This is a genomic window from Pedobacter sp., from assembly GCF_037719805.1.
GTDB lineage: Bacteria > Bacteroidota > Bacteroidia > Sphingobacteriales > Sphingobacteriaceae > Pedobacter.
This window is the reverse complement of record NZ_JBBJLZ010000005.1, coordinates 182,340-204,979: the sequence shown is the minus strand read 5'-3', so window position 1 is coordinate 204,979 and position 22,640 is coordinate 182,340. Positions and strand designations below refer to the sequence as shown.

The window sequence follows — 22,640 nt, the reverse complement described above, 5'->3', positions numbered from 1 at the left end:
CTGAATGTCAGACCATTTTCTTAGGTCTTCCACTTTTAGGAGCATAGTTGTCCCTATACGGATCTGAAACAACCTAAAGAACGGGAATAATTTTGAAAGGAAAGTTCTGCCGCGGGGAGATTAACACTTTCTAACAGCAGCGCCGTGATAAACTACATCGACTGTGTTTCTGCCATCTCCTTAACTTTCTGCTGTGCCTTGGGCCACAAATCTTTCATATAATCCGCAAACTCAGGTGTGGCATCCATTTCAACAATCCACAGGGTATTGTCATCAAGTTCTTCCAAAGTATAATTTTCATGTGATCCTGCCCATGATTTTACCTGTTCGCTTTCTGTATCTTCTATCCCTTCTTTGACTTCTCCGATGTGTTTAATAGAGAGGTATGAATAGGGGATGTTTTGTTCGATCGTTGATACCATTCCAGAGTTCTTGCCATCAAGAAATAGTGCTTTACTTCCCACCTGCCAGTCGGTTACAACTTTTGAACCGTCACAAAATACAGATGTCCACTGTGGGTACGTTTCATCGCCAATTAGAATGTTCCAAACTACCTCTTTCGGAGCATTAATGGTCATTTTGAATTCTAGCTTTTCCATTCGTTTATATTTCTGGTTAGAGGGTTCCGTTATTGATATTGGGGAATTATACTATGTATTTTAACACAATTACGGCGAGGAGAATAGCGAAATAGAGCGGCCATCTTTTCTTATAAAACAGCGTATCCCATAATATCTGTTTTTCATCTAGAAAGTTCATCCAGTACTTCGTGTCTTTGATCTTCCTTTGGTTTCTCATATTTAATGGAAAGGAGACATGTCTTAACCCTTTTAGTATAAATTAATCCTTTCTTAATAAATATACAAATAATTTTAAGACGAGGACTATCCCTTAAATCGACTAAATCGTTTGTGAAGCTACCTGAAATTGTCTCTTTGTAACGTAATACACCGTCCGTGTTTCTTCAACATATGCTCATTCGCAGGAAAGATTAGCGTATATTGGTTTCTTACAGGGCCGGCCTACTAGTTTATTACTAGTTTATCTGGCTATGTCCTGGCTAGGTGAATGCTATGTGTAAGCTACGTCTACACTACCGCTCCCCCCGAAGGCTACACATGGGTTTCACATACTCGGGAGGTAGGTAAAATGTGGGCTAACAAAGCCCATATTAACGAAGAACTACTCTTGTACAACTAAAGTTTTGATTGTACTTGCTTAGGAAAGCGTTTCCAGATATTGCTTCAAAGATTCTAAGCCATCCTCCCATCCTTCCTTATGCGGTTGAACTCCTTCAAGTTCCTTTTCGCGCTGCTGCTTGATGTTTAATTCAGTCTCTCCATCTTGTTCAGAGAACTCGACTGTTAAGGTGTAATTTGCATTCTCTACTGCAACATCATTTAGTATCCAATTCCATGTGTAAACGAGTTTTTTCTCTGGAACAACCGTCTGATATACACCCTGTATCATCAGTTTCCCTGCTGGGTTGTCAAGGTCTTCAAAGACGTATTCAACTTTACCACCTTCCTGGATGTCGTTCTCCAGGTGGGCAAGAGTCTTACCCATTGGTTTCCACCATTCTTTTAACGCCGACTCTTCCGTCCAGGCTTTGTATAAGGCACTCGCGCTTACGCTGAAATGCTTTGAGATTTCAATTGATTGATCAGACATATTTCTTTTATTTGCGATTACAACACTATCCTCTAAATAAAAGTTCTTGTTAAAGTAAACTTGATGTCATCTCAATTGGTCAATTGAATATCGAAATGATACTTTACGGAACTACTCTGTTTTGCGATCCTGACAGCAAAGATGTAACGTCCTAAGGCCTGATAGCCGCCGTTCTTTATTGTTGCTGAATAAGTGATGGAATTTTCTTTACAATTTTTGATTACGGACTGACTAACCATTGAAGCAACTACTCCGGCGACATTCTTTTGTCCGACAATCACAGTGTATTTGGAAAAATCTGTTTTAATGATTTCAGGGATTTCAAAACACGATGAGCCCCTTGCATCCTTCACTGTCAGTATCGCTTTTGATTCCTCTTCTGAGTTGATAACGATGATGGCAGGATCTTCGTTAGTTGGTCCTAAGCCAATACCTGTACAGGTTTGATCTATTTGATAATAAAATGGATTAAGATCATTACACTCTTTACTTTCTTTCTTCTTGCAGCTTAAAGTAGTAAGGACTGCAAGAATCAGAAAAGATGTGTACAAGTATTGCTTATTCATAACTAGGGTATTTTATTATTTATAATGTCGGTAATTGTCTCTGAATCAACTTTCAAATATTCCAGAATTTGTCTGGCTCTAACTTTATTGTTAAGCATTGCGATATCGAAATCATAGGCTAAGGCGCTTTGAGACAGTCTTTCGCTGATCGTCATTGATTCAAAGTCAGCTGTGGCTTCAAGCTGTTTTAGCAAGCTTTTATGTGTGTGTTTTAGTAGCATATCTTATGATAGTTCTTTGCGTTACGAGTGCAAGGTATTTACTCTCAACAAGTTACTTAAAATAAGTCTTTGAAGGAAATTATATGCCTCTAATTCTCAATTTCCAATGGCGATTATTGACAATTAATATTAAACCACTATATTTGCATAACCAGTTATGTAATTAGTTATGGATATATTTCAAAGGACAGGAAAGATGGCGCTTGGAAGCCGGCTTCGTTTATTCACAGCGAGGATCACAGATGATGCCACCAGGATTTACCAGGTATATCAGATCAGTTTTACCCCAAAATGGTTCCCCGTGTTTTTTGTGCTTGAGGAAAGTGACGACAAAACGATCACTGAAATTGCTTTAGGAATTGGTCACTCTCAACCTTCCGTTAGCAAAATAGTCAAAGAAATGATTGGAGCAGGACTGGTAGTTGAAAATCAAAGCTCACCGGATAAGCGGCGTAATGTGGTTGCCCTTTCGGAGAAGGGACGGTCCATTGCTGAGCTTCTTAATCAACAATGTGCCGACGTGGATGCTGCGATAGAGGGTGTTATTGCAGAAGCACGTCACAACCTTTGGGATGCGTTAGCGGAATGGGAAGAGTTGCTAGATCATAAAAGCATGCTGAATCGAGTGCAGGAACAGCGCAAGCTAAGAGAAAGTAGAGATGTCGAAATTGTAAACTATCAGGATAGCCATCAAACTGCGTTCAAAGAACTTAATGAACAATGGATTTCTAAGTACTTTGTAATAGAAGAGGCAGACACAAAGGCATTGGATAATCCGAAGTCTTATATTTTAGATAAGGGAGGCAGAATACTTGTGGCTTTGTATAAGGGTGAGCCGGTAGGGGTTTGTTCGCTGATAAAAATGGATGATCCCTTATATCAGTATGAAATGGCGAAAATGGCAGTTTCGCCAGACGTTCAAGGTAAAAGCATTGGCTGGCTACTTGGCCAGTCGGCTGTAAACGCGGCCAGGGAATTGGGCGCTTCCAAACTATACTTAGAAAGCAATACGCTCTTAAAACCAGCAATTAACCTGTACCGTAAATTAGGGTTTAAAGAGATACATGGGCGTCCAACACCTTATGCACGATGTAACATCCAGATGGAACTAGAATTGAGTGATTCTATTAGTGTATTCGATAGCGTTCCTGCGCTTGCTCCAAAACCGGGTAGCTTTTGATTGTTTCGCTCCTTCCTGTTATCGTATAATTATATTCACCTCTCGTAAGCAAGGTTTCCGGGTCATCATCAACGAAGTAACCCATAAACATTATGCCCTTAAGAAACTTGAAATCTTTAAAATTTTCTTTATTATAAGTTGATAGATCTGAATTCTGGATTCCATAGATAAACGATAGGCAAACCACATATTTACCCTTAACTCCCGGGCCGAAAGGTGGTGCGGATTCGATAGCAGACTTAATTTCTTTTTCGAACGGTGTACCGACGGTCTTTATGATTTGAGGACTATTAAGTTTACCATCATCATCCAGTTCAAATGCCAGGTAAGTTCTTCCAGACATGATGTCTTTCGGTGTTTTGGATGGATACTTTATGGTATTTGCAAAATGTTTACGAACTCTGTCAATTGGTTCCTCAATAAACCGGGTGGTTTTCGTATACCCCCTGATGATTACTTCATCCAATTGTTGATACCCTTTATACTTACTTTGATTAAAGCGGTTTGACGACTTAGATTTTAGACCTGCTTTATCTAGGTCTAAAATGTATTTAATAGGTAGAATATATTTCCCCATTATTCCCTCCCCAAATGGCTCTACGTTTTCGAGCACCCGCCAAACTTCGGATCTACTCATATCGCTCATCGCCTGTACAACCGAAGGGTTATGCATTACCCCTGCATCGTCTAGTTCGAAAGTCAAGTAGGTCGTTCCTACCTTTCCCGCTTCCTGGTCAGCAGCTGGATATTTAATTGATCTTGAAAAAAACCGGTTAACTACAGGCAAAGAAACACTATCTAACCTTTTGTAAAGCAATAGTGTATCATTAATTGTTAACTGGCGCTTGTTGGCTTTAGGCAGCTTGGCGACGTTTTTAATCAGTAATCTATCGCTTTTAAGTGCGCTAACCAGGACTGGCAAACTACGCTCAATACTAGAAGCAACTGCTGAGATCGTCTTTGATTTTTCTATTGATGCAGAGGAAAAAATGATCATGATCGCAAAAAGCGGAGCCGCAAGACCGTACTTTAGAATAGCTACTTTTCGTGACTTGTTTTTATTTAACATGATCAATCTTCTTTTTAATAGAGAGTCGTTGTAAAAGCTATTGGTCAATTTTTGAGCGTTAATGCCGAAGGCATTTGAGACCAGGAGTAGTCCATACTCGGCTTTGTCGTTCATCTTTGTTGCTGCGGCTTCGTCAGCGATAAATTCATGTATGTCTCTAATTTCCTTTTTGTAGCGAAAAGAAATAGGATTAAACCAGTTGAAGGCAGCAAGCAACTCGAAAAATATGATGTCTATAGAGTGCCATTGCTTTACATGAACCATCTCATGATCCAGTATTATTTCCCTCCCTTTTAAGTCTACATCAACGACAACTTTATTAAAAAAAGAAAAGGCCTGGAACTTAGTAGGACTTTTAAGTACCCGATTCACTAAGTATAGTTTCCTAAGGAAATTCAGCAGAAACAGCACTGTAACGCCAACGTAGATCGTCCATAAAAATTGGGCAGCTGTAACGTCTATAGTATGCGAACTGACATTCGATGAGCTTATATCTGACTGCTCTGGTATTATTGGGGCACTAAAAACTACGTCAGTCAGGGCGGTATTTACCTTCCGGGTTGCCTCATAGATTTGCTCAGATACAAACAAATCATTTATCCATTGCGCTTTCATTATAGGTATAACCAGTGCCAGTAGAGTAGAGCCTACCAGGTACATTCGGTTCATTTTAAAGAAAGTCTCGTTTCTGAGCATCAAAAGATACAATCCGTAGAATAGGAGGAGGTAAACATTTACCTGAATTAAGTAGCTGAGTGCGTTCATTTTTGTTTCTTTTTAAGTTCTTCGATAAGTTGTAATATCTGGTCAGCTTCTTTTAAGTCTACCTTTTCCTTTTTCAGGAAAAAAGAGAACATCTGCTCTACAGAATTGCCGAAATAGCTGTTAAGCAATTTTCCGGTCGCAAATTCTTTATAACTTTCCAGGCTTACTATAGGAAAGTATCTATGAGTTGACCCAAAAGCCTCATGGTCCACAAAGCCTTTGCTTTCCAAAATTCTGATGATTGTGGATACCGTTGTCGTTGCTGGTTTAGGTTTCGGTAGTTGAGCAATAACATCTTTGACAAAGGCCTGCTTTAGGTCCCATAACACCTGCATAATCTGTTCCTCTGCCTTCGTAAGTTCTTTCATATTCGTGTTCATAAGTCTAATGTACGACTAATAATTTAGTTACCAAACTAAAATATTAGTTTTCTTGTATGCATACTAGGTTTCCTCATGTTGTCTAACGAACCTTATAGGCTTAAGATAGAGAAAAGAGATACGAATAATAGGCTTCACACTAATCTCATGACAGTCAAAATTTCGCCCGAAAAAGAGAAAAACATTTGTATGTGGGCAATGTTAAAAAGAAATATTCATCACCAAAATAGAAAAAGCTATGAAAAAAATTATCCTCACATGTGCACTTGCACTAAGTCTATTAACATCCCAGGCACAAATCCAAAAAGGAAATGTAATGATGGGAGCCAACATTTCAGATATATCATTCGGCCTTGACAAGCCTAACAAGTTCGACCTTACCATCAATCCGAAAGCAGCTTGGTTTGTTCAGGACGGTTTGGCGTTAGGTGGGGACGTTAACCTGGGTCTCTCTACGCTCAAAGATGCGGGTACAAGTGTGAGCTATGGTGTAGGTGCTTTAGGTAGATATTACGGAGCCACCGGTGCAAATGAAGTCGTTAATAATTCACGCTTCTTTGGTGAAGTGACAGTAGGTATTTCAGGCGTTAATCCCTCCAAAGGAGAGTCTACAAATGGATTAGGATTTAGTTTCGGTCCCGGATTTACGTACTTTGTTACGCCAAGTATTGGGCTAGAAGCATTATTGAAATACCAGGGAACAGCTGGTTTTGGAAGTAGCGCTTACGCGCATAGTTTGAATTTGGGAATTGGCTTCCAAATTTACCTTCCAGGTAGAAGTACAGCGGCAAAAGTAAGCCGCGACGTTAAATAAAGCGATTAAGCAATTCATGAATCTCAGGCTGTGTCAAAAAACGACCAGCCTTTTTTATGCCATAAAGCTCTAAGAGTTTTGTCACAATCTTCTCACAATAGCTTTTTTTTGTGCTTTTCCTAAACCATGGGAATAACTTTTGCGTAGAATGGTTTAATAACTTATTACTAACATACCGGCCTTCGGCACATTGGTACAAAGAAAGAAATAGAATGTCAGAAATACATATGGGGAAACTGCTTGAACAAGCAGTAAGAAGAAAAGAACTAAATATTACTGAATTGTCACGTGCAGTTGGAGTACAAAGAAGAACAATGTATAATTGGTTCACAATGCCAGAATTAAGCCCCTCTATATTGCAGAGGATTTCGAAGGTAATTGTTTACGACTTTGGGCAACCACAGGAGAAGCCAGTAATCATTGAGCCGAGCATAGTAGATATTGCCACAGATCTAATGACCGTCAATAATGAGGAATATTGGAAGGATAAATATATTGATCTATTAGAACGGTATTCATCAATGCTAAACGCCAGCCTTTCGAAAAATAATGTAGAAGTTTATAGCTAAGACTATATAGATTTTATATTACCAACGAGAGGGAACGTTTTTACCATCGCCCTCCTTGAAGAACGGGATCTCGAACTGGGAGCATCGCAATTCCGAGGTCCTGAACTGAATTCAGCAGGACAAGGCACATAATCACCAGTCGTCTTCAATAAGGAGAACGACTCAGATCGTACCTAGTCTTTTTAAGCTATAAACTCCTGAGACTAGAGTTATACCAAGGCCAGCAGGTCAGCCACCCGATCCTGTTTTCGTACAAGAATGATAAGCAACCGGGTATCCGCATTTTTTTGAGGGCTAGAAGGCATATAAAAAATTGCGTACCTCAAGTCTATCGGTTTATAAGTATTCGTATTGAGAATATTAGTTAATCGATCGAAATAGAGATTTGTTCATTTCTAGCCCCACTCAAAACCAAATTAGTTGAAATCTTACACTTATCCTTTAAACAGTGCGGTTGTAGAGTACACTGCTGTTTGCTCTTTGCACAAGATATTCGGCTGGTTATTTCTTTCCTTTTGTGCGTCCTACAGCTTCCTATGTAACTTTTTCGATAAAATTGAGCTTCTATTCAAAATAATTAAAACAAATTCATTTTAGCATGGCACCCGCTTTGCACTTGAGTGTATAGAGGCTCAATAACCAGATCACAACTCCTTAAAATGACTTGTCATTTACCAGGCCTTAAACAAACATACTTATCTACACTTTAATGAAAAAAACAACTACTTCTTCTGAGGTCAGTACCTTTTTGCGCCAACCTCCGCGCTTCCTTAAAAAAATCAATGCTTTTCTACTCTTTACGCTTCTATTTGCAGCTGTTTTCGCCAGTTGTAAAAAAGACGGATTTGAAGATGAAGTTGTAGGCCTTTGTCCGGAAGTTACCGCGACGGATCCAATGTCAAACGCCGTTGATGTGAATATTGCTCAAGCAATTACAATCACGTTTAATACAGAAATGGATTCAACAACCATTGACAACAACACCGTTTTGATTAAACAGGGAACAGCCGTTGTTGCGGGTATAGTAGCGCCGACAGCAAGTGCTAAAATCTTTACTTTTACACCTACCACGGCACTCTCCCCATTTGCTGCCTACAGTGGAACAGTGACAACGGGCGCCAAAGATAAATTCAGAACTGCAATGATAGCTGATTATCAATGGAGCTTTACTACCATTCCAACGCTTACGCTAACTGCTACTCCTGCTTCAGGAGGAACGCTCGTCGGAGCAGGCGCTTTCGCTCAAGGTTCAACGGTTACTGTAATGGCAACGCCTAATACTGGTTTTACTTTTACCAGCTGGACAGACGGTACGAACGTAGTTTCTTCCAGCCCTAGTTATCAGTTTAAAATGGCTGGAAATAAAGCCCTTGTTGCTAATTTCACTGCTATTCCAGTAGGAAACTCCGCGCTTAACCTTTCTTCAACTCCAGCTGCAGGTGGTACAACCTCTGGATCTGGTGCTTACTTGACTGGTTCAAGCGTTACTGCAACTGCCACCGCCAATACGGGTTACACTTTTCTTAATTGGACAGATGGAGCTACCGCTGTTTCTACAAGCTCAAGTTATCAATTTGTACTCTCAGCCAATCGGACATTAGTGGCCAACTTTAGAGCTATACCTGCGGCACAATTTGCAGTGGCATTGTCTTCTACTCCTACAAATGGTGGCACAACCAACGGTGAAGGCGCGTATGCTTCCGGAACGTCGGTAACAATAACAGCTGCTCCAAATACCGGATACACTTTTGTAAACTGGACAGACAAATCCAGTAATGCAGTAGCGTCTACGAGCCCTGCCTATACTTTTGTATTAACGGGAAACAGGACTTTTGTAGCCAACTTTGTGCTAAATGTGTACAACTTAACGGTAATTGCTCAAAACGGCACGGTAACTAAAACGCCGGAGCAAGCTACTTACAATCATGGAACTACAGTTTCTCTATTGGCTACTCCAGCTGCAGGGTACGTATTTAGTTCTTGGTCTGGAGACGCTTCGGGATCAATAAACCCGCTACAAGTTACCATGAATGCTAGTAAAACGATTACCGCGAACTTTACGCTGATACCTACACCTCCAACCTCTACTTCTATTTTAGGAAGTGCGGCTTTGTTTGGTGCTTTTGGTGGTAATGCCGGCATCACTAATATGGGAATCAATACAGTAATTAATGATGGCAACATTGGGACTACAGCAGCGTCCACATTAATTACAGGATTTCACGATGGTCAAACCGCTGCCATCTATACTGAAACGCCTTTGAATATAGGCTTGGTAAACGGCAGGATTTATACAGCACCACCAGCACCAGGTTCTGCAACCTCAATGGCTATTGCTGCGCTGGGCTTAGCGGATGCTACTATTGCTTACAATAGTATTTCGCCAGCTGCAAAACCAGGTGGTTCAGATCCTAATGCAGGAGAATTAGGTGGGTTGACATTAGCACCAGGCATATATAAATCAGCAGGTGCAACCTTTAAAATTACGACAGGCAACCTTACCCTTGATGCAAAAGGTGATCCGAATGCCCAATGGATATTTCAAACTGCTGCTGGTTTAACGGTTGGTATCGCTGGTCCCGCTGGCGCAAGAAGCGTAAATTTGATTGGCGGTGGACAGGCTAAAAACGTCTACTGGTACGTAGGAAGTTCAGCTATTATTAATGCGGCCGGTGGCGGAGTTATGACAGGAACGATCATCTCAACAGCAGGTGTAAGTTTCTCTACAGCAGGCAACACAGTTCAAACGGTATTAAACGGTAGAGCATTGTCGTTGGTAGCATCAGTAACAATGGTGAATACAACCATAAACGTTCCCAAATAGGCTTTATAATCCAATTATTTAAGAAGAAATTATATAAACATGAATAAACTTATAAAATCAGGCATCAGTTGTGCTGTCATAATACTCCTGATACAAAACGGATTATCTGCGCAAGTATCTGCACCCAAATGGTGGTTCGGGGTATCTGCTGCCGCAAACGCAAACTTCTACGATGGTACTACACAAAGGCTCAATAATTCATTAATTGTACCTGCCGCCTTTCACAAAGGTAAAGGAGTTCGGCCATTTGGATCACTATTGGTAGAATATCGTCCAACTGCAGTTTGGGGAGCTGCGTTGAACGTCGGATACGATGGTCGCGGTGGTAAATTCGACGACGTCATTGCGCCATGCAACTGCCCGGCCACACTTAAAACAAATACAAGTTATCTTACGATAGAGCCTACCCTAAGGGTTAACCCTTGGGGAGGTAACTTCTATCTGTTTGCTGGCCCAAGATTGGGTATCAATCTTCAAAAGGATTTTAACTACACTCAACTGAAACAAGATAATACGGATGCTGAGTTTTCTGAGATGCGCAAAAACGTTATTTCTGGTCAGATTGGCGCGGGTTACGACATCCCTTTGTCTTCAGCTGAAAAGCAAACTAAGTTTGTCCTATCTCCCTTCGTTTCCTTTCAGCCTTACTTTGGTCAGGATGTAAGAGAGATAGAAAGCTGGTCTAACACTACAGTCAGAGCGGGTTTAGCACTTAAATTTGGCAGAGGCAGAAAAACAGTAACGGAAGTCACCACAGCTCCTGTATCTGCACCCGATGTCAATTTCTATGTTACTGCGCCAAAGCCAGTCGTGCTAAAAAGATTGGTAAGCGAAACTTTACCTCTTTTAAGTGCGGTGTTCTTTGATGAAAATTCATCCGAAATCCCTGGCCGCTACGTAAAGTTATCAAACGCAGAAGCAGCGGGCTTTAAGGAAGTTCAACTTCAACAAGAAACTACAGCTAATAACGCGGGACGTGCTGACAGGCAATTGAACGTATACTATAATATCTTAAATATTCTCGGTGATAGGATGCGTACCAACCCTGAGATAAACATCACCTTATCGGGAGCTTCGTTAAAGGGTCCATCAGAAGGAAAGGTTTTTGCAGAAAACATCAAGCAATACCTGATTAGCGCTTTTGCAATCAGCCCGAACCGTATTGCAACGAATGGACGCACTAAGCCTGTTAACCCATCTGAGCAGCCAGGCGGTACAAAGGAGCTAAACTTGTTAAGGGAAGGCGATCGGAGAGTTGATATTCAAAGTAATTCAACTGCATTGATGATGGAAGTTGGAGGTGGCATGATGAAGCCTATCCAAATTAATACCACACAAGGCAATTCGACTGATAACCAAGTGACCTTTACAGTCGATAATGCAAACGCATTGAAATCGTATACTGTGGATTTAATTGATCAACAAGGTGTTTCCACTAAATACGGGCCCTTTACGAAAGACAAGGCAAGCGTAATGAGCCAAACCATTCTAGGCAATAATAAATCTGGCAACTACAAGGTTAAAATGACTGGAACCAGGAAAGATGGTACAATCATCAGCAAAGAAAGTACTTTACGTATTGACAGTCAGGTCGTAGAAATTGAAAAAGGACTTAGATATAGCATCTTGTTTAATTTCAATAAAGCAACTACAGTTGCTACATACGAGCAGTTCATTGAGAATGTGGTTGCGCCTCTGATTGAAAGTGGTTCTACGGTAATAATCCACGGCCATACAGATGTCATTGGCGAAGCGGATTATAACTTTAAGTTATCTCAACAACGTGCACAAGAAGCTCAGCAACTAATTGAGAAAGCATTACTGAAAGCCGGCAAAACAAATGTCAGGTTTGAGACAACCGGTGTTGGAGAAGCTACCGACCGCTCACCTTTTGGCAATGATAAGCCTGAAGAGCGTTTTTATAATAGAACGGTAATCATAGATATCAACCCTGGTAAATAGTACAATAACATCTACTTATGAATGCCATACCCGAATTAGGGTATGGCATTTTTTAGTTTAGATACATCGGCTATATCTCTGATTTTAATAGTGGAATCACTTTCGACCCAATCAATTCTATCGATTTTAATAACTGCACATGACTTAATCCTGCATTATCCATTTGAAAAGTAAACCGGTCAACTCCCCCTAACGCCACACTGTGTCTCATGAGCTTTTCAGCTACCTGCTCGGGTCCCCCAACCACAAGTACACCTCGTGGAGCGATAAGATTGTCGAACTGTGCCTTAGTTACTGGAGGCCAACCACGTTCGCGACCCAATTTTGTCCATAGTTCCGTATATCCCGGGTAGTAGTCTGCAACTGCCTGCTCATTAGTGGCGGCAACATAACCGGGTGAGTGTAAACCAACAATTAACTGTTCAGGACTGAAACCTGATTTGTACCCGGCCTCACGGTAAAGGTCGACCAAGGGGCGGAAGCGTTCCGTTTCACCGCCAATAATTACGACCATCAACGGCAGTCCCAATGATCCAGCCCGTGCAAAAGATTCCGGCGTACCGCCTACACCTAGCCAAACAGGTAGTTTATTTTGCAAGGATCTGGGATAGACTCCCTGATTATTTAAAGCAGGTCTGAATTTACCCGACCAGGTTACAAACTCCTGATCTCGAATCTGCAGAAGCAAGTTTAGCTTTTCTTTAAAAAGCGCGTCATAATCTTTCAGGTCATAACCAAACAATGGGTAAGCATCGATAGCAGAACCACGGCCTACTACCAGCTCTGCTCTTCCTTTTGAAATTAGGTCTAAAGTTGCGAAATTCTGATAAACTCGCACCGGATCTGAGGTACTTAATACGGTTACTGCGCTCGTAAGGCGTATCCGTTTAGTTCGAGCCGCAGCTGCGGATAAGATTACTGCTGGTGCAGAGTCTAGAAATTCCTTCTTGTGATGCTCGCCAATGCCAAATACATCCAGACCCGCTTCATCAGCCAAGGTTATCCTGTCTAGTAACTGCTCCATTGCGTCAACACTGCTCAGGGCATTACGGCCATACATTGCGGAGGCAAAACTATCGATTCCTATTTCCATTATAGTTGTTTTAAACTTTTGATCATGTGCATTATCTCTTTACGAGATAACTTAAATCAAAAATACGTGTCGATGAAGGAAGTAATCATGACCTATGATAAGAAATCTCTTATTCTGGGATAGGCTCCCGGGGCAGCTTAACTTTGAGGTGGTTCATCACCCGGGTAGCTGATAAACCATGCATGACAATTGATAAGAGCATAGTGAACGCTACAATTGCCCAAAGCTGATCTTGATTACTAAAAGAAGCGTGGCCCAATGCAAAAGCGAGATAGTATACAGAGCCCATGCCCCGGATACCAAAGAAGCTAATGGCTAACTTCTCTTGCCAGTGAATCTCTTTTCCAAACAACGACAGGTAAGCGGTTACAGGTCTGATAAATAACAAAAATCCAAGAGAAAATGTAGCCATTTCAAATGTCAACGGCTTCAATATACCCGAAACAAGGGTTCCTCCAAAAAAGATGAGCATAACGCCCAAAAGGACGCGCTCGATCTGGTCTGTAAAGGAGTGAAGCTCCTTGTGGTAGTCATGAGTTTTTTCTGAATGGCGAAGGGTAAGCCCGGATATAAATACAGCTATAAAACCATAGCCATGCAATAGTTCTGTCAGACCATAAGTGCAAAGCATTAGAGAAATTGCTAAAAAGCCATCCGTAGGCTTAAGTAATTTATGTTTTTCTGATACCCTAAAAATCAGGTAAGCGGCTAATTTACCACATAGCCAGCCCAGAACCAGTCCTGCCGCGATTTTGTAAATCAGGTGAAAACCAAGCCAGCCAATAAGTGAAGAAGTTTGCAAGCCCGTTGTTGCTACAACAATTGCGAGCCAGGTAAATGGAAATGCGAAACCATCGTTCAAACCCGCTTCTGAGGTGAGGGCAAATTTAGCCTCCGACTTATATCCTTCATTTGGAGGACCAACCTGAACGTCGGAAGCAAGGACAGGATCTGTAGGGACGAGGACCGCTGCAAGCAGTAAGGCAGCTGGCAACGCTAAATTAAGCATATAGGTGCCTAGAAATACACAAGCCACAATGCAGAGCATCATTGCTATAAATATCAGCCTCAAAGGAGAAGACCAATGTTTGAAGGAGAAGCTGCGGTCTATCTTAATACCAGTTCCCATTAAGGAGATTATCACAATTAGTTCCGTTAAATGGATGGTTACCTCATTATTTAAAGTGGGTAAAGGCGTTGGGAGTTTATCTCCTATGAACCAATATATAGCACTTCCAATCGCCACATAAATTAAGGAGTAAGAAATACCTGTCCGCTTCGACAGCGCTGGCATAAAAGCCATACCGAGGCTGGCCAGGCCGGAAATAAACAGTACTGGAATATAATAATCCATGAGCGTCTTTAATAATTGCACAACAATCCCTATCTTGATATGTTTATTAATTACAATTATCAGAAAGATCATGTAAATACAACCTTAAAATAAACCTTACCTTGCGTTGTTAATTACCTGCGAATAAAAAGAGGGTCGCAAGCTAGCCGGAATTTCGGAGTAAAACAGATTATGACAGATTCTACAGAGATTATATTAAGGAATAATGTTCGGATAAGTGGCAAGGGTGATCGGGTTATGATGTTTGGTCACGGGTTTGGATGTGATCAGAATACTTGGAGAGCAATTGTTCCTGCTTTTACAGAACAATTTAAGATCATTCTATTTGATTACGTTGGTGCGGGTATGTCAGATCTGAGTGCCTACGATGAACAAAGATACAGTACTTTAAATGGCTATGCCCAGGATGTTATCGACATCTGTACTGCTTTAGATCTTAAGGATGTCACTTTTATTGGCCACTCTGTTAGTAGTATGATCGGTCTTTTAGCCGTTAAATTGCAACAACATAGATTTAAAAAGATCATTTTTATTGGTCCCTCGCCATGTTATATGAATAAACCAGGTTACGATGGCGGTATAGAACCAGATGATTTGGAAGCATTGTTAGAGGTGATGGATAACAATTATTTAGGATGGTCCATGACCATGGCACCCTTAATAATGGGAAAAGAGAACCCTACGGAACTTGCAGATTCCTTACAGGCAAGCTTTTGTGCTACCGACCCCTCAATCGCCAGAAAGTTTGCCAGGGTTACTTTCTTGTCCGATAATAGAGCCGACCTTGCGGGTCTTGCAATACCTAGTTTGACGATTCAATGTAACGATGATTTTCTGACCTCCACAACTATTGCGGAATACATTCGTGAACGTACTCCGCTGAACCAGCTCGCTATATTGCAGTCATCCGGACATTGTCCGCATTTAAGCGACCCAGAAGGTGTAATAAGCGCAATTAAACAATTCATTTGATGGAGCGGCTTCTCGAAAATCAGGAACTCAACGAGTTCCTGAAGCGAGGGAATCTGTATGACGAGCTGCCTTGTGGCTTTGTCTCCTTCTCTCCGGAGGGAAGCATATACGACGTAAATAGAACTTTGGCCGACTGGCTTGGCCGGACTCCAGAGGAATTAGTAAGTGTCAGCTTCAAGTCAATGCTAAGTAAAGCGAGCTTGCTCTACTACAATCTATTTTTAGATCCTCTGTTGAGAGTCAAGAATTCCACAGAGGAGATTAGTTTACAGTTTGTTGGTTTAGATGGAAGCTTCGATGTGCTCTTTAGTGCGAAAAGCTACAGGGACAGCGGAGGAACAACCATTTTGATTAATGCCATTGTTTTAAAGATTGACAACCGTAAAAAGTATGAAGCAGAATTACTTTTAGAGAGACGAAACGCTGAAGCTCAACAAAGTAAATTGCAGTTTCTAATCGACTTGGTTCCCATTCAGATTTGGACCACTAATAGTGAAGGAAGAGTGCTGAGTATAAACCGACAAGTCGGTGATTATTTTGGTGATCTTTCACTTGATAACAGGAGTGATTTTAGTGGGATGTTTAGTGAGGACCGCGAAGCTGCATATGCAGATTGGTTGAAAAGTATCGCAGTCGGCAAACGGTATGAGCGGGAAGCCCGGTTCGTTGGTACATCGGGGAAGCCAGAGTGGTTCCTAATCCAATGTGAGCCCTTTTACAGCCCAGATAATAAGATAGAAATTTGGTTTTGCTGCAGTATAAACATCAATAAAAAGAAGTTACTTCAGCTTGCAAATCAACAAGAATTAAAGACAAATCTATCCAGAGCCTACCAAACATTAGATCACAACGAAGCAAGGTTTTCATCACTTGCAATGAGCCAGTCCCATATGGTTCGGAAGCCGCTTGCTAATATTCTCGGTTTAATTGAAATCATCAATGAGAAACCAGAGGAGGAAGAATTGCTAAGCATACTGAGTATGCTTTATGAATCGGTACAAGAGCTTGACCTCATGGTAAAAAAGGTTTCGAAGGATATGTTATAAGCAGATAAGCCTAATTATGAAGCTTTCTTTCTTTTAAATAAGAAATCAATGCTTTAGGTCTATCACTTTGAATGATGACTGGCTTATGGTCAATCAGCCATCCCCAGCTTTCCGCTTTTTGATTTTGCTCTACTGCGCGGTCATCGTCGTGGCCTCCATTTAGCGATGGCCATAAGCTATTCAACCAGATCCTTTGTGATGTAGCGATTTGCGGAAGTAGGTTAATATTACTCAATGTATCCGTATTAAAGATCGGTTGAATCATGCTGTTTTTAAAAGGCTGATAAGTTTTGATCAAGTCCATCGCGCCTGGTTTTGTCATGTCTACAACTACCATGATGTAAGCATTGGCTGGGATCTTCTCTATTTGAATGAGGCTCTGGTAAGCAATATTGTCCCCAATATTCACAATTGATTGATTGGTTGTTCCAGTTTCGTTTAACACATTGAAAACCTCCTTCAAATGATCATTGCCTTTGTCCACATTGATAAGGATTTTGCTTTTTGCAACGAGCATCATGTCATGGAACTTCGGTATCTGATTTAAGGTTACCCGTGCAAGCCCATTTCTTAAACGAAACTTACTGATCTCCTCGTAGGTATAGTCACTTACTTTACCTTTGCCATTCGTTGTCCTATCGATAGTCTGGTCATGCATCACGATCAGCACACTATCTTTCGTCATTTTAACATCCAGTTCCATCATATCGAAGCCTTGTTCGATGCAGCTTAGTAGTGCATGAATGGAATTCTCTGGCGCAATCCTCCAGTCTCCGCGATGTGCAGCTACTAAAATCTCTTTATTTTTTGAACTGAAAACATTGGCAAGTTTTGTTGCTGGTTGTTGTGAAAATGCGTTGTTGATGGCAGCTATCGCTATCAGCAAGAGTAGAACTATTTTCTTTCTCATTAATTAATGTAAAAAGGCGACTGATTACTCAATCGCCTGGGTTTGCAAGTATAGGGGTTAATAGCCTGGATTTTGATACATTTTTAGTGGATCTAACTTCACTTCATCAAATGGGATTGGGAAGTAACGATCTTTTGCTGTCACATTAGCAAGTTTGGCGATACCGTATGAATCCTGTGGTTTTGCCTTCAAATAAGTCACTAATTCTGCTGCAGTAAAATATCTGATCAAATCAAACCATCTTTGGTGTTCAAAGGCAAATTCTACTCTTCGCTCATGTAAGATTGCTAGTTTCAAAGTTGGAAACTTCGTTGCATATGCCGGTGTTGCCATGGAAATCGCATAAGTTGGCATCCCAGCTCTGGTTCTTACCATGTCTAAATATGGAATAGCTGCTCCGGTGTTCCCTTGCAACATGTTCACTTCAGCAAGCATTAGAATTACATCTGCATAACGCATCAGAACCCAATCATTCCCACCGTACCCATTGTTAGTCGCCAGTGGATTTGTGTCTCTGAATTTCGTAATGAACCAGTCTTTCACCGTCGCATGATTGGCATATTTTATGGAGTAATCTTTTCGTAGATCTGTGCTCTCATATTCGTTAACAAGATCTAATTTAACATTGCCACCAATACCAGTTGTGACTCTAAGTGAGTTAACAGTTTCGCCTGTTGGCTGATTATTTGCCGCAATGCTTGAACTATAGTTGATATCCCCTTGTCTGCTGGAGATTTGAAATATTAGTTCTTTACAAGTTGTTTTTTTAGCAACGTCGAACACATCAACATATGGAATTTCAGAAAGATTCCCGAAGGTTTTCATGTTGTATGCAGCTAAAAGGTAAGTGTTAGCGTTAGCAAGGTTCTCTGCTTTATTGTCTGGAAGTGTCGAAGCCATTGTCAGATACACCTTTCCCAAATAGGCGTTTAGGGCTGCTTTTGAAGTTCGTCCGATTCCTGCAGCAGTTTGAAGATTGGGCAGGGTACTGGCCAGGCCGTCTTTTAAGTCCGAAACAATCTGATTATATACCTCAGCCTCTGGTACACGAAACGTAACTGCGTTAACTTCTTCCGTGGTGCGGAGTTGTTCGGTAACAATAGGAACAGGACCCCATTTTCTTACCAGTTCAAAATACATAATGGCCCTTATGAACTTTGCTTCAGCGATATAGTTCAATTTGGTAGCAGGGTTGCTGTAGGAAACCTTATCGACGTTCGCTAATATAACATTGGTTCTTGCAATTGAATTGTAGAGTGCAAGCCAATGAGATTTAAGATAGGAGTTACTAGGAAGTAACGAAAAATCGTTAAATTGGAAAGGCTCTCCAGCATTGCTTTGATTGTCGTTTCTCCCCGCATCATCAGAGCGTTCATCGGTAAACAAGCCACTGTTTTCACCTACCGTATTGTTGCTTCTCAATGATTGATAGGCACCGTTTACCGCTAACAAAACATCATTTTCGGTAGTAAAGAAATCGTTTGCTGTGACTGCATTTGGATTGCTCTGTGCCAGGAAATCTTTTTTGCATGCGCCCAGGGACAAAATTGTTGAAAGGGCAAGTATTTGATAAATATTTGTTTTCATCTTCTGATCTAAAAAGTAAGTTTAATACCTAAGTTATAGGTGCGTGCCAGTGGATAATTTCCGTAATCCACACCAGGTGTCAGGTTAGCACCATTGTTATAATCAACCTCTGGATTATAACCTTTATAGTCTGTTATGGTAAAAGCATTGTCTACACTTGCATATGCCCGAACATTGGTAACTTTAAGGCTGTTCGCCAGTGCTTTAGGGAATGTATAGCCCATTGTAATGTTTGTACATCTTATATACGAACCATCCTGAATGTAGAATGATGATAATCTTGTACTGTTGCTTTGCGTACCAGCACGAGAAGGACGGTAATTCAAACCACTACCTGGGTTAGCCTCATTTCTATAACGGTTGGCTACATCCGCATACTGATTACCAGAACCTTCGAAGTTATACAGGTAATAATCCTGACCATCGAGTACCTTATTCCCATAGGAGCCATTAAAAGATGCTCTTAGATCCAGAGTCTTATACGAAGTATTCAAGCCGAAACCATAAGTAAATTTAGCATGTGGAGTTCCGATGACTTGTTTGTCAGCATCGTTCACAACGCCATTACCGTCTATATCTTCAAAGTATAGGTCGCCAACTTTAGCAGGGTTGGTAGACGCTGCTGATGGCGCTACTTTACCTAATAATTCTGGTGTGATTCTACCCAGCGCTTTAAATCCGTAGAACATACCGATAGGTTGGCCCTCTTGAGTTACGTGTGTAATGTAAGATCGTTCTGCTCCAGCAGTAAAAATTGTGCTGTTACCGCCCAGGTCCAGAACCTTATTCCGGTTTACCGAAATATTTCCGTTTAAACCAAATGTGAAACCGTTCTTCTGAATTACCCTGCCATCTATCTGTAAATCAAAACCAGTATTTCGGACCTTACTATCTCTTAAATTGGTAAGAATGTTTGAGGTACCAGAGAGCGCCGAAATTGGTTGATTGAATAATAGATTGAAGGAATTACTTAAATAGTAATTGGCCATGATGGATACCCGGTTATTAAATAGGCCGATATCAGTTCCAAAGTTAAATTGAGAGGTTGATTCCCAGCCCAGGCGAGCGTCCTGAATAGAACTTGGCCAGAAAGCTGTAGCTACTGCATTGCCAAAAACAACGCCACCTGGTGCGCTCATTTCCTGCTCTGTTCTATAATCTGGAATGTTATTGTTACCACTTAAGCCCCAACTTCCTCTAATTTTGACAGAAGAGCCTTCTCCTAAAAAGTTGTTATAAAAATCTTCTTCCGAAAGATTCCAGCTTGCAGCCACCGAAGCAAAATCACCATAGCGGTTTAAAGCGCCAAAGCGTGAAGAACCATCCCTGCGCAATGAACCCGTTAAATAATACTTCCCGTTGTAATTGTAACTAAAACGCCCGAAATAAGATAATAAGGTAGTTGTTACTTTACCTGTTTTCGAATTGTTCGAATTGTCAAGTGAAAAAAAGCCTGCCTCAACGCCCCCGTTTGTGATCTCATCAATCTTATCATTTTGAAAACCACGTGCATTTACTCTAACTATGTCAGTGAATGTCTCCTGAAAAGAGTAACCAGCCAAGCCAACTATTTTATGCTTGCCAAAAGTCTTATCATAGTTCAAAGTGAACTCGCCCAACTGGTCTCTTCGATTGAGGGTTTGTGCGATGGCGGTTGCAGCAGTAACCGCCGCAGTTGAGTATGGAGCATTATTACCATTACTTAAACTTGTAGGCAGATAGTATTCATACTTTTCGTTGTAAGTCAACATACCAACGTTTGTTTTGAAGTCTAAGCCATCTAAAATGTTAAAAGAGGCATTTACGTTATAAGAGCTTCTATCACTTCTTCTGGTAATTTTTAGTTGTTCAACTGTAGCTAAAGGATTTTCTGGGTTTTGAACACCGAACTGGGAAGATAATGCACCCATTCCGAACTGTATTGGTACCCCGTTCGCATCTCTAGCAGGTAGATATGGCAGATAAATCAATGCCGACATCATAGGGCTCAAATTATATCGTCCTTCCTGCACTTCTCTATTGTCATTCTTTGTGTAGGCAAGGTTAGCACCAACATGCAGACGTTTGCTCACATTTGCATCCACATTTCCTCTGAAGTTGGTTACTTTCTGATTGGTGTTTGTTACGATACCGTCGTTATCCTGATACCCTCCACTTAAGAAGTATTTGATATCCGGCGATCCTCCAGAAAACGAAAGGTTATGACGTTGAAATGCGCCGTTGCGATACAACTCATCCTGCCAATCCGTATTAGTTGCCGAAGGTATGGCTTGCTGAGTACCAAAATTATAGAGATCAGTTGGGATACTAACACTGCTTCCATTGCCAACATTGGTGATACGCGTGGCATTGTTATCGCCAAACATGCTGTCGTTCCATGTTTTTCCGGCGTTTACCCACAAATCTTTGTAGGCATTGTTACGTCCGTCAATTAGAAGCTGTATAAATTCATTGGCATCCAAAAGATCTACTTTTTTGGACAACTGTGAAATACCTCCTTGAACATCGTATTCAAAGCGACCTTTTCCATCTTTACCACGCTTGGTTGTGATCATGACTACACCGCCGGATGCTCTGGAGCCATAAATGGCTGCTGATGCAGCATCTTTCAAAATGTCTATTGTTTCAATGTCTTCCGGATTGATAGAGATGTTGTTTCCAGAAGGATAACCATCAATCACATATAATGGGTCAGAACTGGCATTGATTGAACCAACACCCCGTACTCTGATTTTTGTACCTGCATAGGGTGCTCCACTCGTTTGAGAAACCTGAACACCTGCTACTTTACCAACCAGCGCCTGGCCCACCGTAGGTGCTGTTAAGTTCATTTCACTGGCTTTAACGCTGCTTATGGCACCTGTTACATCCGACTTTCGGATCTTTTGGTAACCAATCGCTACGACCTCTTCAAGGCTGTTGCTGCTTTCTCTTAATCTAACATTAATTGCTTTGCTACCTGAGACTGTAATCTCCTGATTGTCGAAACCTACATAGGAAAAAACTAAGGTCGCAGCGTCTGGCACATCGATAGAAAACTTTCCTTCTCTATCCGTCGATGTGGTTTTTTTCGTTTGCTTATCATATACACTTACCCCTGGAAGCGGGATCCCCTTTTCGTCAGTTACGGTCCCAGAGACCAGTACGAAACGATTGCTTAATTTTAATACCGGTATCGGTTTTCCATTGCTTATTGCCATGACTGGCAAATTAGAAACTGCGAGTAGTCCTAATGGCAAAAGCAATTTCCAACAAGTATTTTTCATACCTCTTGTTGATAAAATTGATATCATTTTTTTATTCTTAGTGATTGTTTGAGAAAGAGAAGTTTATTGAGTTTTTACTGATTAAAGCGTTGTAGAAGTCAAGTTCACATAGGCTAGCTTTTTGTGTTTCGGTAATTCGGTTCAGGGTCTTGGATATGCGCAAAACTAGCAGTGTACTTTTAACACTATGTATGCGCTGTGTTAAGTCTAAAACAAGAAATGGCCCCCGTCCATTAAACTAATATTAAGGCCGGGTAGGTCAAGAAAAGATATAGGTCTATTCAACGAAGGACGCCCTGATGCTTAAAGGGATGTTGGTGGGGAAACCAGCGTGGCTTTAGATGGGTCACTTAGTATCCGTAGAATAGGTAATCGCGAAAGATCATTTATT

At 41.1% G+C, this 22,640-nt stretch carries 19 protein-coding genes; 7 read left to right on the top strand and 12 right to left on the bottom strand.

The features are described 5' to 3' along the window. Positions 1 to 152 precede the first annotated feature (152 nt). The 5 genes from WKF66_RS17295 to WKF66_RS17275 all read right to left on the bottom strand — a co-directional run bounded on the left by WKF66_RS17295 (position 153) and on the right by WKF66_RS17275 (position 2,458). Positions 153 to 599, bottom strand: coding sequence for an SRPBCC domain-containing protein (locus tag WKF66_RS17295; protein ID WP_489675746.1), 447 nt, complete (start codon positions 597 to 599; stop codon positions 153 to 155). A gap of 46 nt (positions 600 to 645) precedes the next feature. After that, a complete protein-coding gene (locus tag WKF66_RS17290) occupies positions 646 to 798 on the bottom strand; it encodes a hypothetical protein (RefSeq protein WP_489675745.1) in 153 nt (50 codons plus the stop codon). Positions 799 to 1,218: 420 nt separating this feature from the next. Continuing rightward, positions 1,219 to 1,671, bottom strand: a complete 453-nt coding sequence (locus tag WKF66_RS17285) for an SRPBCC family protein (protein WP_489675744.1) — start codon at positions 1,669 to 1,671, stop codon at positions 1,219 to 1,221. A 71-nt stretch (positions 1,672 to 1,742) separates the two neighbouring features. Next, positions 1,743 to 2,237, bottom strand: a complete 495-nt coding sequence (locus WKF66_RS17280; RefSeq protein ID WP_489675743.1) for a hypothetical protein — start codon at positions 2,235 to 2,237, stop codon at positions 1,743 to 1,745. Positions 2,238 to 2,239: 2 nt separating this feature from the next. Beyond that, the gene (locus WKF66_RS17275; protein ID WP_489675742.1) at positions 2,240 to 2,458 is read right to left on the bottom strand and encodes a hypothetical protein; all 219 of its coding nucleotides are present in this window, start codon (positions 2,456 to 2,458) and stop codon (positions 2,240 to 2,242) included. Positions 2,459 to 2,627: 169 nt separating this feature from the next. Here WKF66_RS17275 and WKF66_RS17270 point away from each other — a divergent pair, with 169 nt between their 5' ends. Then, the gene (locus WKF66_RS17270; protein ID WP_489675741.1) at positions 2,628 to 3,638 is read left to right on the top strand and encodes a GNAT family N-acetyltransferase; all 1,011 of its coding nucleotides are present in this window, start codon (positions 2,628 to 2,630) and stop codon (positions 3,636 to 3,638) included. Here the strand turns inward: WKF66_RS17270 and WKF66_RS17265 are convergent. Together WKF66_RS17265 and WKF66_RS17260 are read right to left on the bottom strand one after the other, a co-directional pair. Then, the gene (locus WKF66_RS17265) at positions 3,586 to 5,472 is read right to left on the bottom strand and encodes a M56 family metallopeptidase (RefSeq protein WP_489675740.1); all 1,887 of its coding nucleotides are present in this window, start codon (positions 5,470 to 5,472) and stop codon (positions 3,586 to 3,588) included. The two genes, WKF66_RS17270 and WKF66_RS17265, sit on opposite strands and share 53 nt — an antisense overlap. Further along, positions 5,469 to 5,840: a BlaI/MecI/CopY family transcriptional regulator gene (locus tag WKF66_RS17260; protein WP_489675739.1), complete on the bottom strand. Its 372-nt coding sequence runs from the start codon at positions 5,838 to 5,840 to the stop codon at positions 5,469 to 5,471. Before WKF66_RS17260 ends, WKF66_RS17265 begins: the two co-directional genes overlap by 4 nt. A 250-nt stretch (positions 5,841 to 6,090) precedes the next feature. Between WKF66_RS17260 and WKF66_RS17255 the strand changes: the two genes are divergently transcribed. From WKF66_RS17255 to WKF66_RS17240, 4 genes are all read left to right on the top strand, one after another. Next, positions 6,091 to 6,666, top strand: a complete 576-nt coding sequence (locus tag WKF66_RS17255; RefSeq protein WP_489675738.1) for a hypothetical protein — start codon at positions 6,091 to 6,093, stop codon at positions 6,664 to 6,666. 212 nt (positions 6,667 to 6,878) lie between these two features. Then, the gene (locus WKF66_RS17250) at positions 6,879 to 7,235 is read left to right on the top strand and encodes a hypothetical protein (protein ID WP_489675737.1); all 357 of its coding nucleotides are present in this window, start codon (positions 6,879 to 6,881) and stop codon (positions 7,233 to 7,235) included. A 709-nt stretch (positions 7,236 to 7,944) separates the two neighbouring features. Then, positions 7,945 to 10,059 (top strand): InlB B-repeat-containing protein, encoded by a 2,115-nt coding sequence (locus WKF66_RS17245; RefSeq protein ID WP_489675736.1) that lies wholly within the window; start codon positions 7,945 to 7,947, stop codon positions 10,057 to 10,059. 39 nt (positions 10,060 to 10,098) lie between these two features. After that, positions 10,099 to 12,021: an OmpA family protein gene (locus WKF66_RS17240; protein ID WP_489675735.1), complete on the top strand. Its 1,923-nt coding sequence runs from the start codon at positions 10,099 to 10,101 to the stop codon at positions 12,019 to 12,021. Between the two features lie 70 nt (positions 12,022 to 12,091). Here WKF66_RS17240 and WKF66_RS17235 read toward each other — a convergent pair whose 3' ends face one another. Beyond that, complete coding sequence (locus WKF66_RS17235; RefSeq protein WP_489675734.1) at positions 12,092 to 13,114, bottom strand: LLM class flavin-dependent oxidoreductase; 1,023 nt, start codon at positions 13,112 to 13,114, stop codon at positions 12,092 to 12,094. Between the two features lie 109 nt (positions 13,115 to 13,223). Continuing rightward, entirely contained in the window at positions 13,224 to 14,540 is a 1,317-nt protein-coding gene (locus WKF66_RS17230) for a cation:proton antiporter (protein ID WP_489675733.1), read from the bottom strand. A gap of 99 nt (positions 14,541 to 14,639) precedes the next feature. On the opposite strand from WKF66_RS17230, the gene WKF66_RS17225 reads away from it, so the two are divergent. Both WKF66_RS17225 and WKF66_RS17220 read left to right on the top strand, forming a co-directional pair. After that, positions 14,640 to 15,440 (top strand): alpha/beta fold hydrolase, encoded by an 801-nt coding sequence (locus tag WKF66_RS17225; protein ID WP_489675732.1) that lies wholly within the window; start codon positions 14,640 to 14,642, stop codon positions 15,438 to 15,440. After that, a complete protein-coding gene (locus WKF66_RS17220; protein ID WP_489675731.1) occupies positions 15,440 to 16,486 on the top strand; it encodes a PAS domain-containing protein in 1,047 nt (348 codons plus the stop codon). The genes WKF66_RS17225 and WKF66_RS17220 overlap by 1 nt, the downstream gene beginning before the upstream one ends. A 10-nt stretch (positions 16,487 to 16,496) precedes the next feature. Here WKF66_RS17220 and WKF66_RS17215 read toward each other — a convergent pair whose 3' ends face one another. From WKF66_RS17215 to WKF66_RS17205, 3 genes are read right to left on the bottom strand one after another with little or no spacing between them, the layout of a single operon-like run. Beyond that, positions 16,497 to 17,396, bottom strand: a complete 900-nt coding sequence (locus tag WKF66_RS17215; RefSeq protein WP_489675730.1) for a glycerophosphodiester phosphodiesterase family protein — start codon at positions 17,394 to 17,396, stop codon at positions 16,497 to 16,499. Between the two features lie 57 nt (positions 17,397 to 17,453). Then, positions 17,454 to 18,983, bottom strand: coding sequence for a RagB/SusD family nutrient uptake outer membrane protein (locus WKF66_RS17210; protein ID WP_489675729.1), 1,530 nt, complete (start codon positions 18,981 to 18,983; stop codon positions 17,454 to 17,456). An 8-nt stretch (positions 18,984 to 18,991) separates the two neighbouring features. Beyond that, entirely contained in the window at positions 18,992 to 22,249 is a 3,258-nt protein-coding gene (locus WKF66_RS17205) for a SusC/RagA family TonB-linked outer membrane protein (protein WP_489675728.1), read from the bottom strand. Between the last annotated feature and the right edge of the window lie 391 nt (positions 22,250 to 22,640).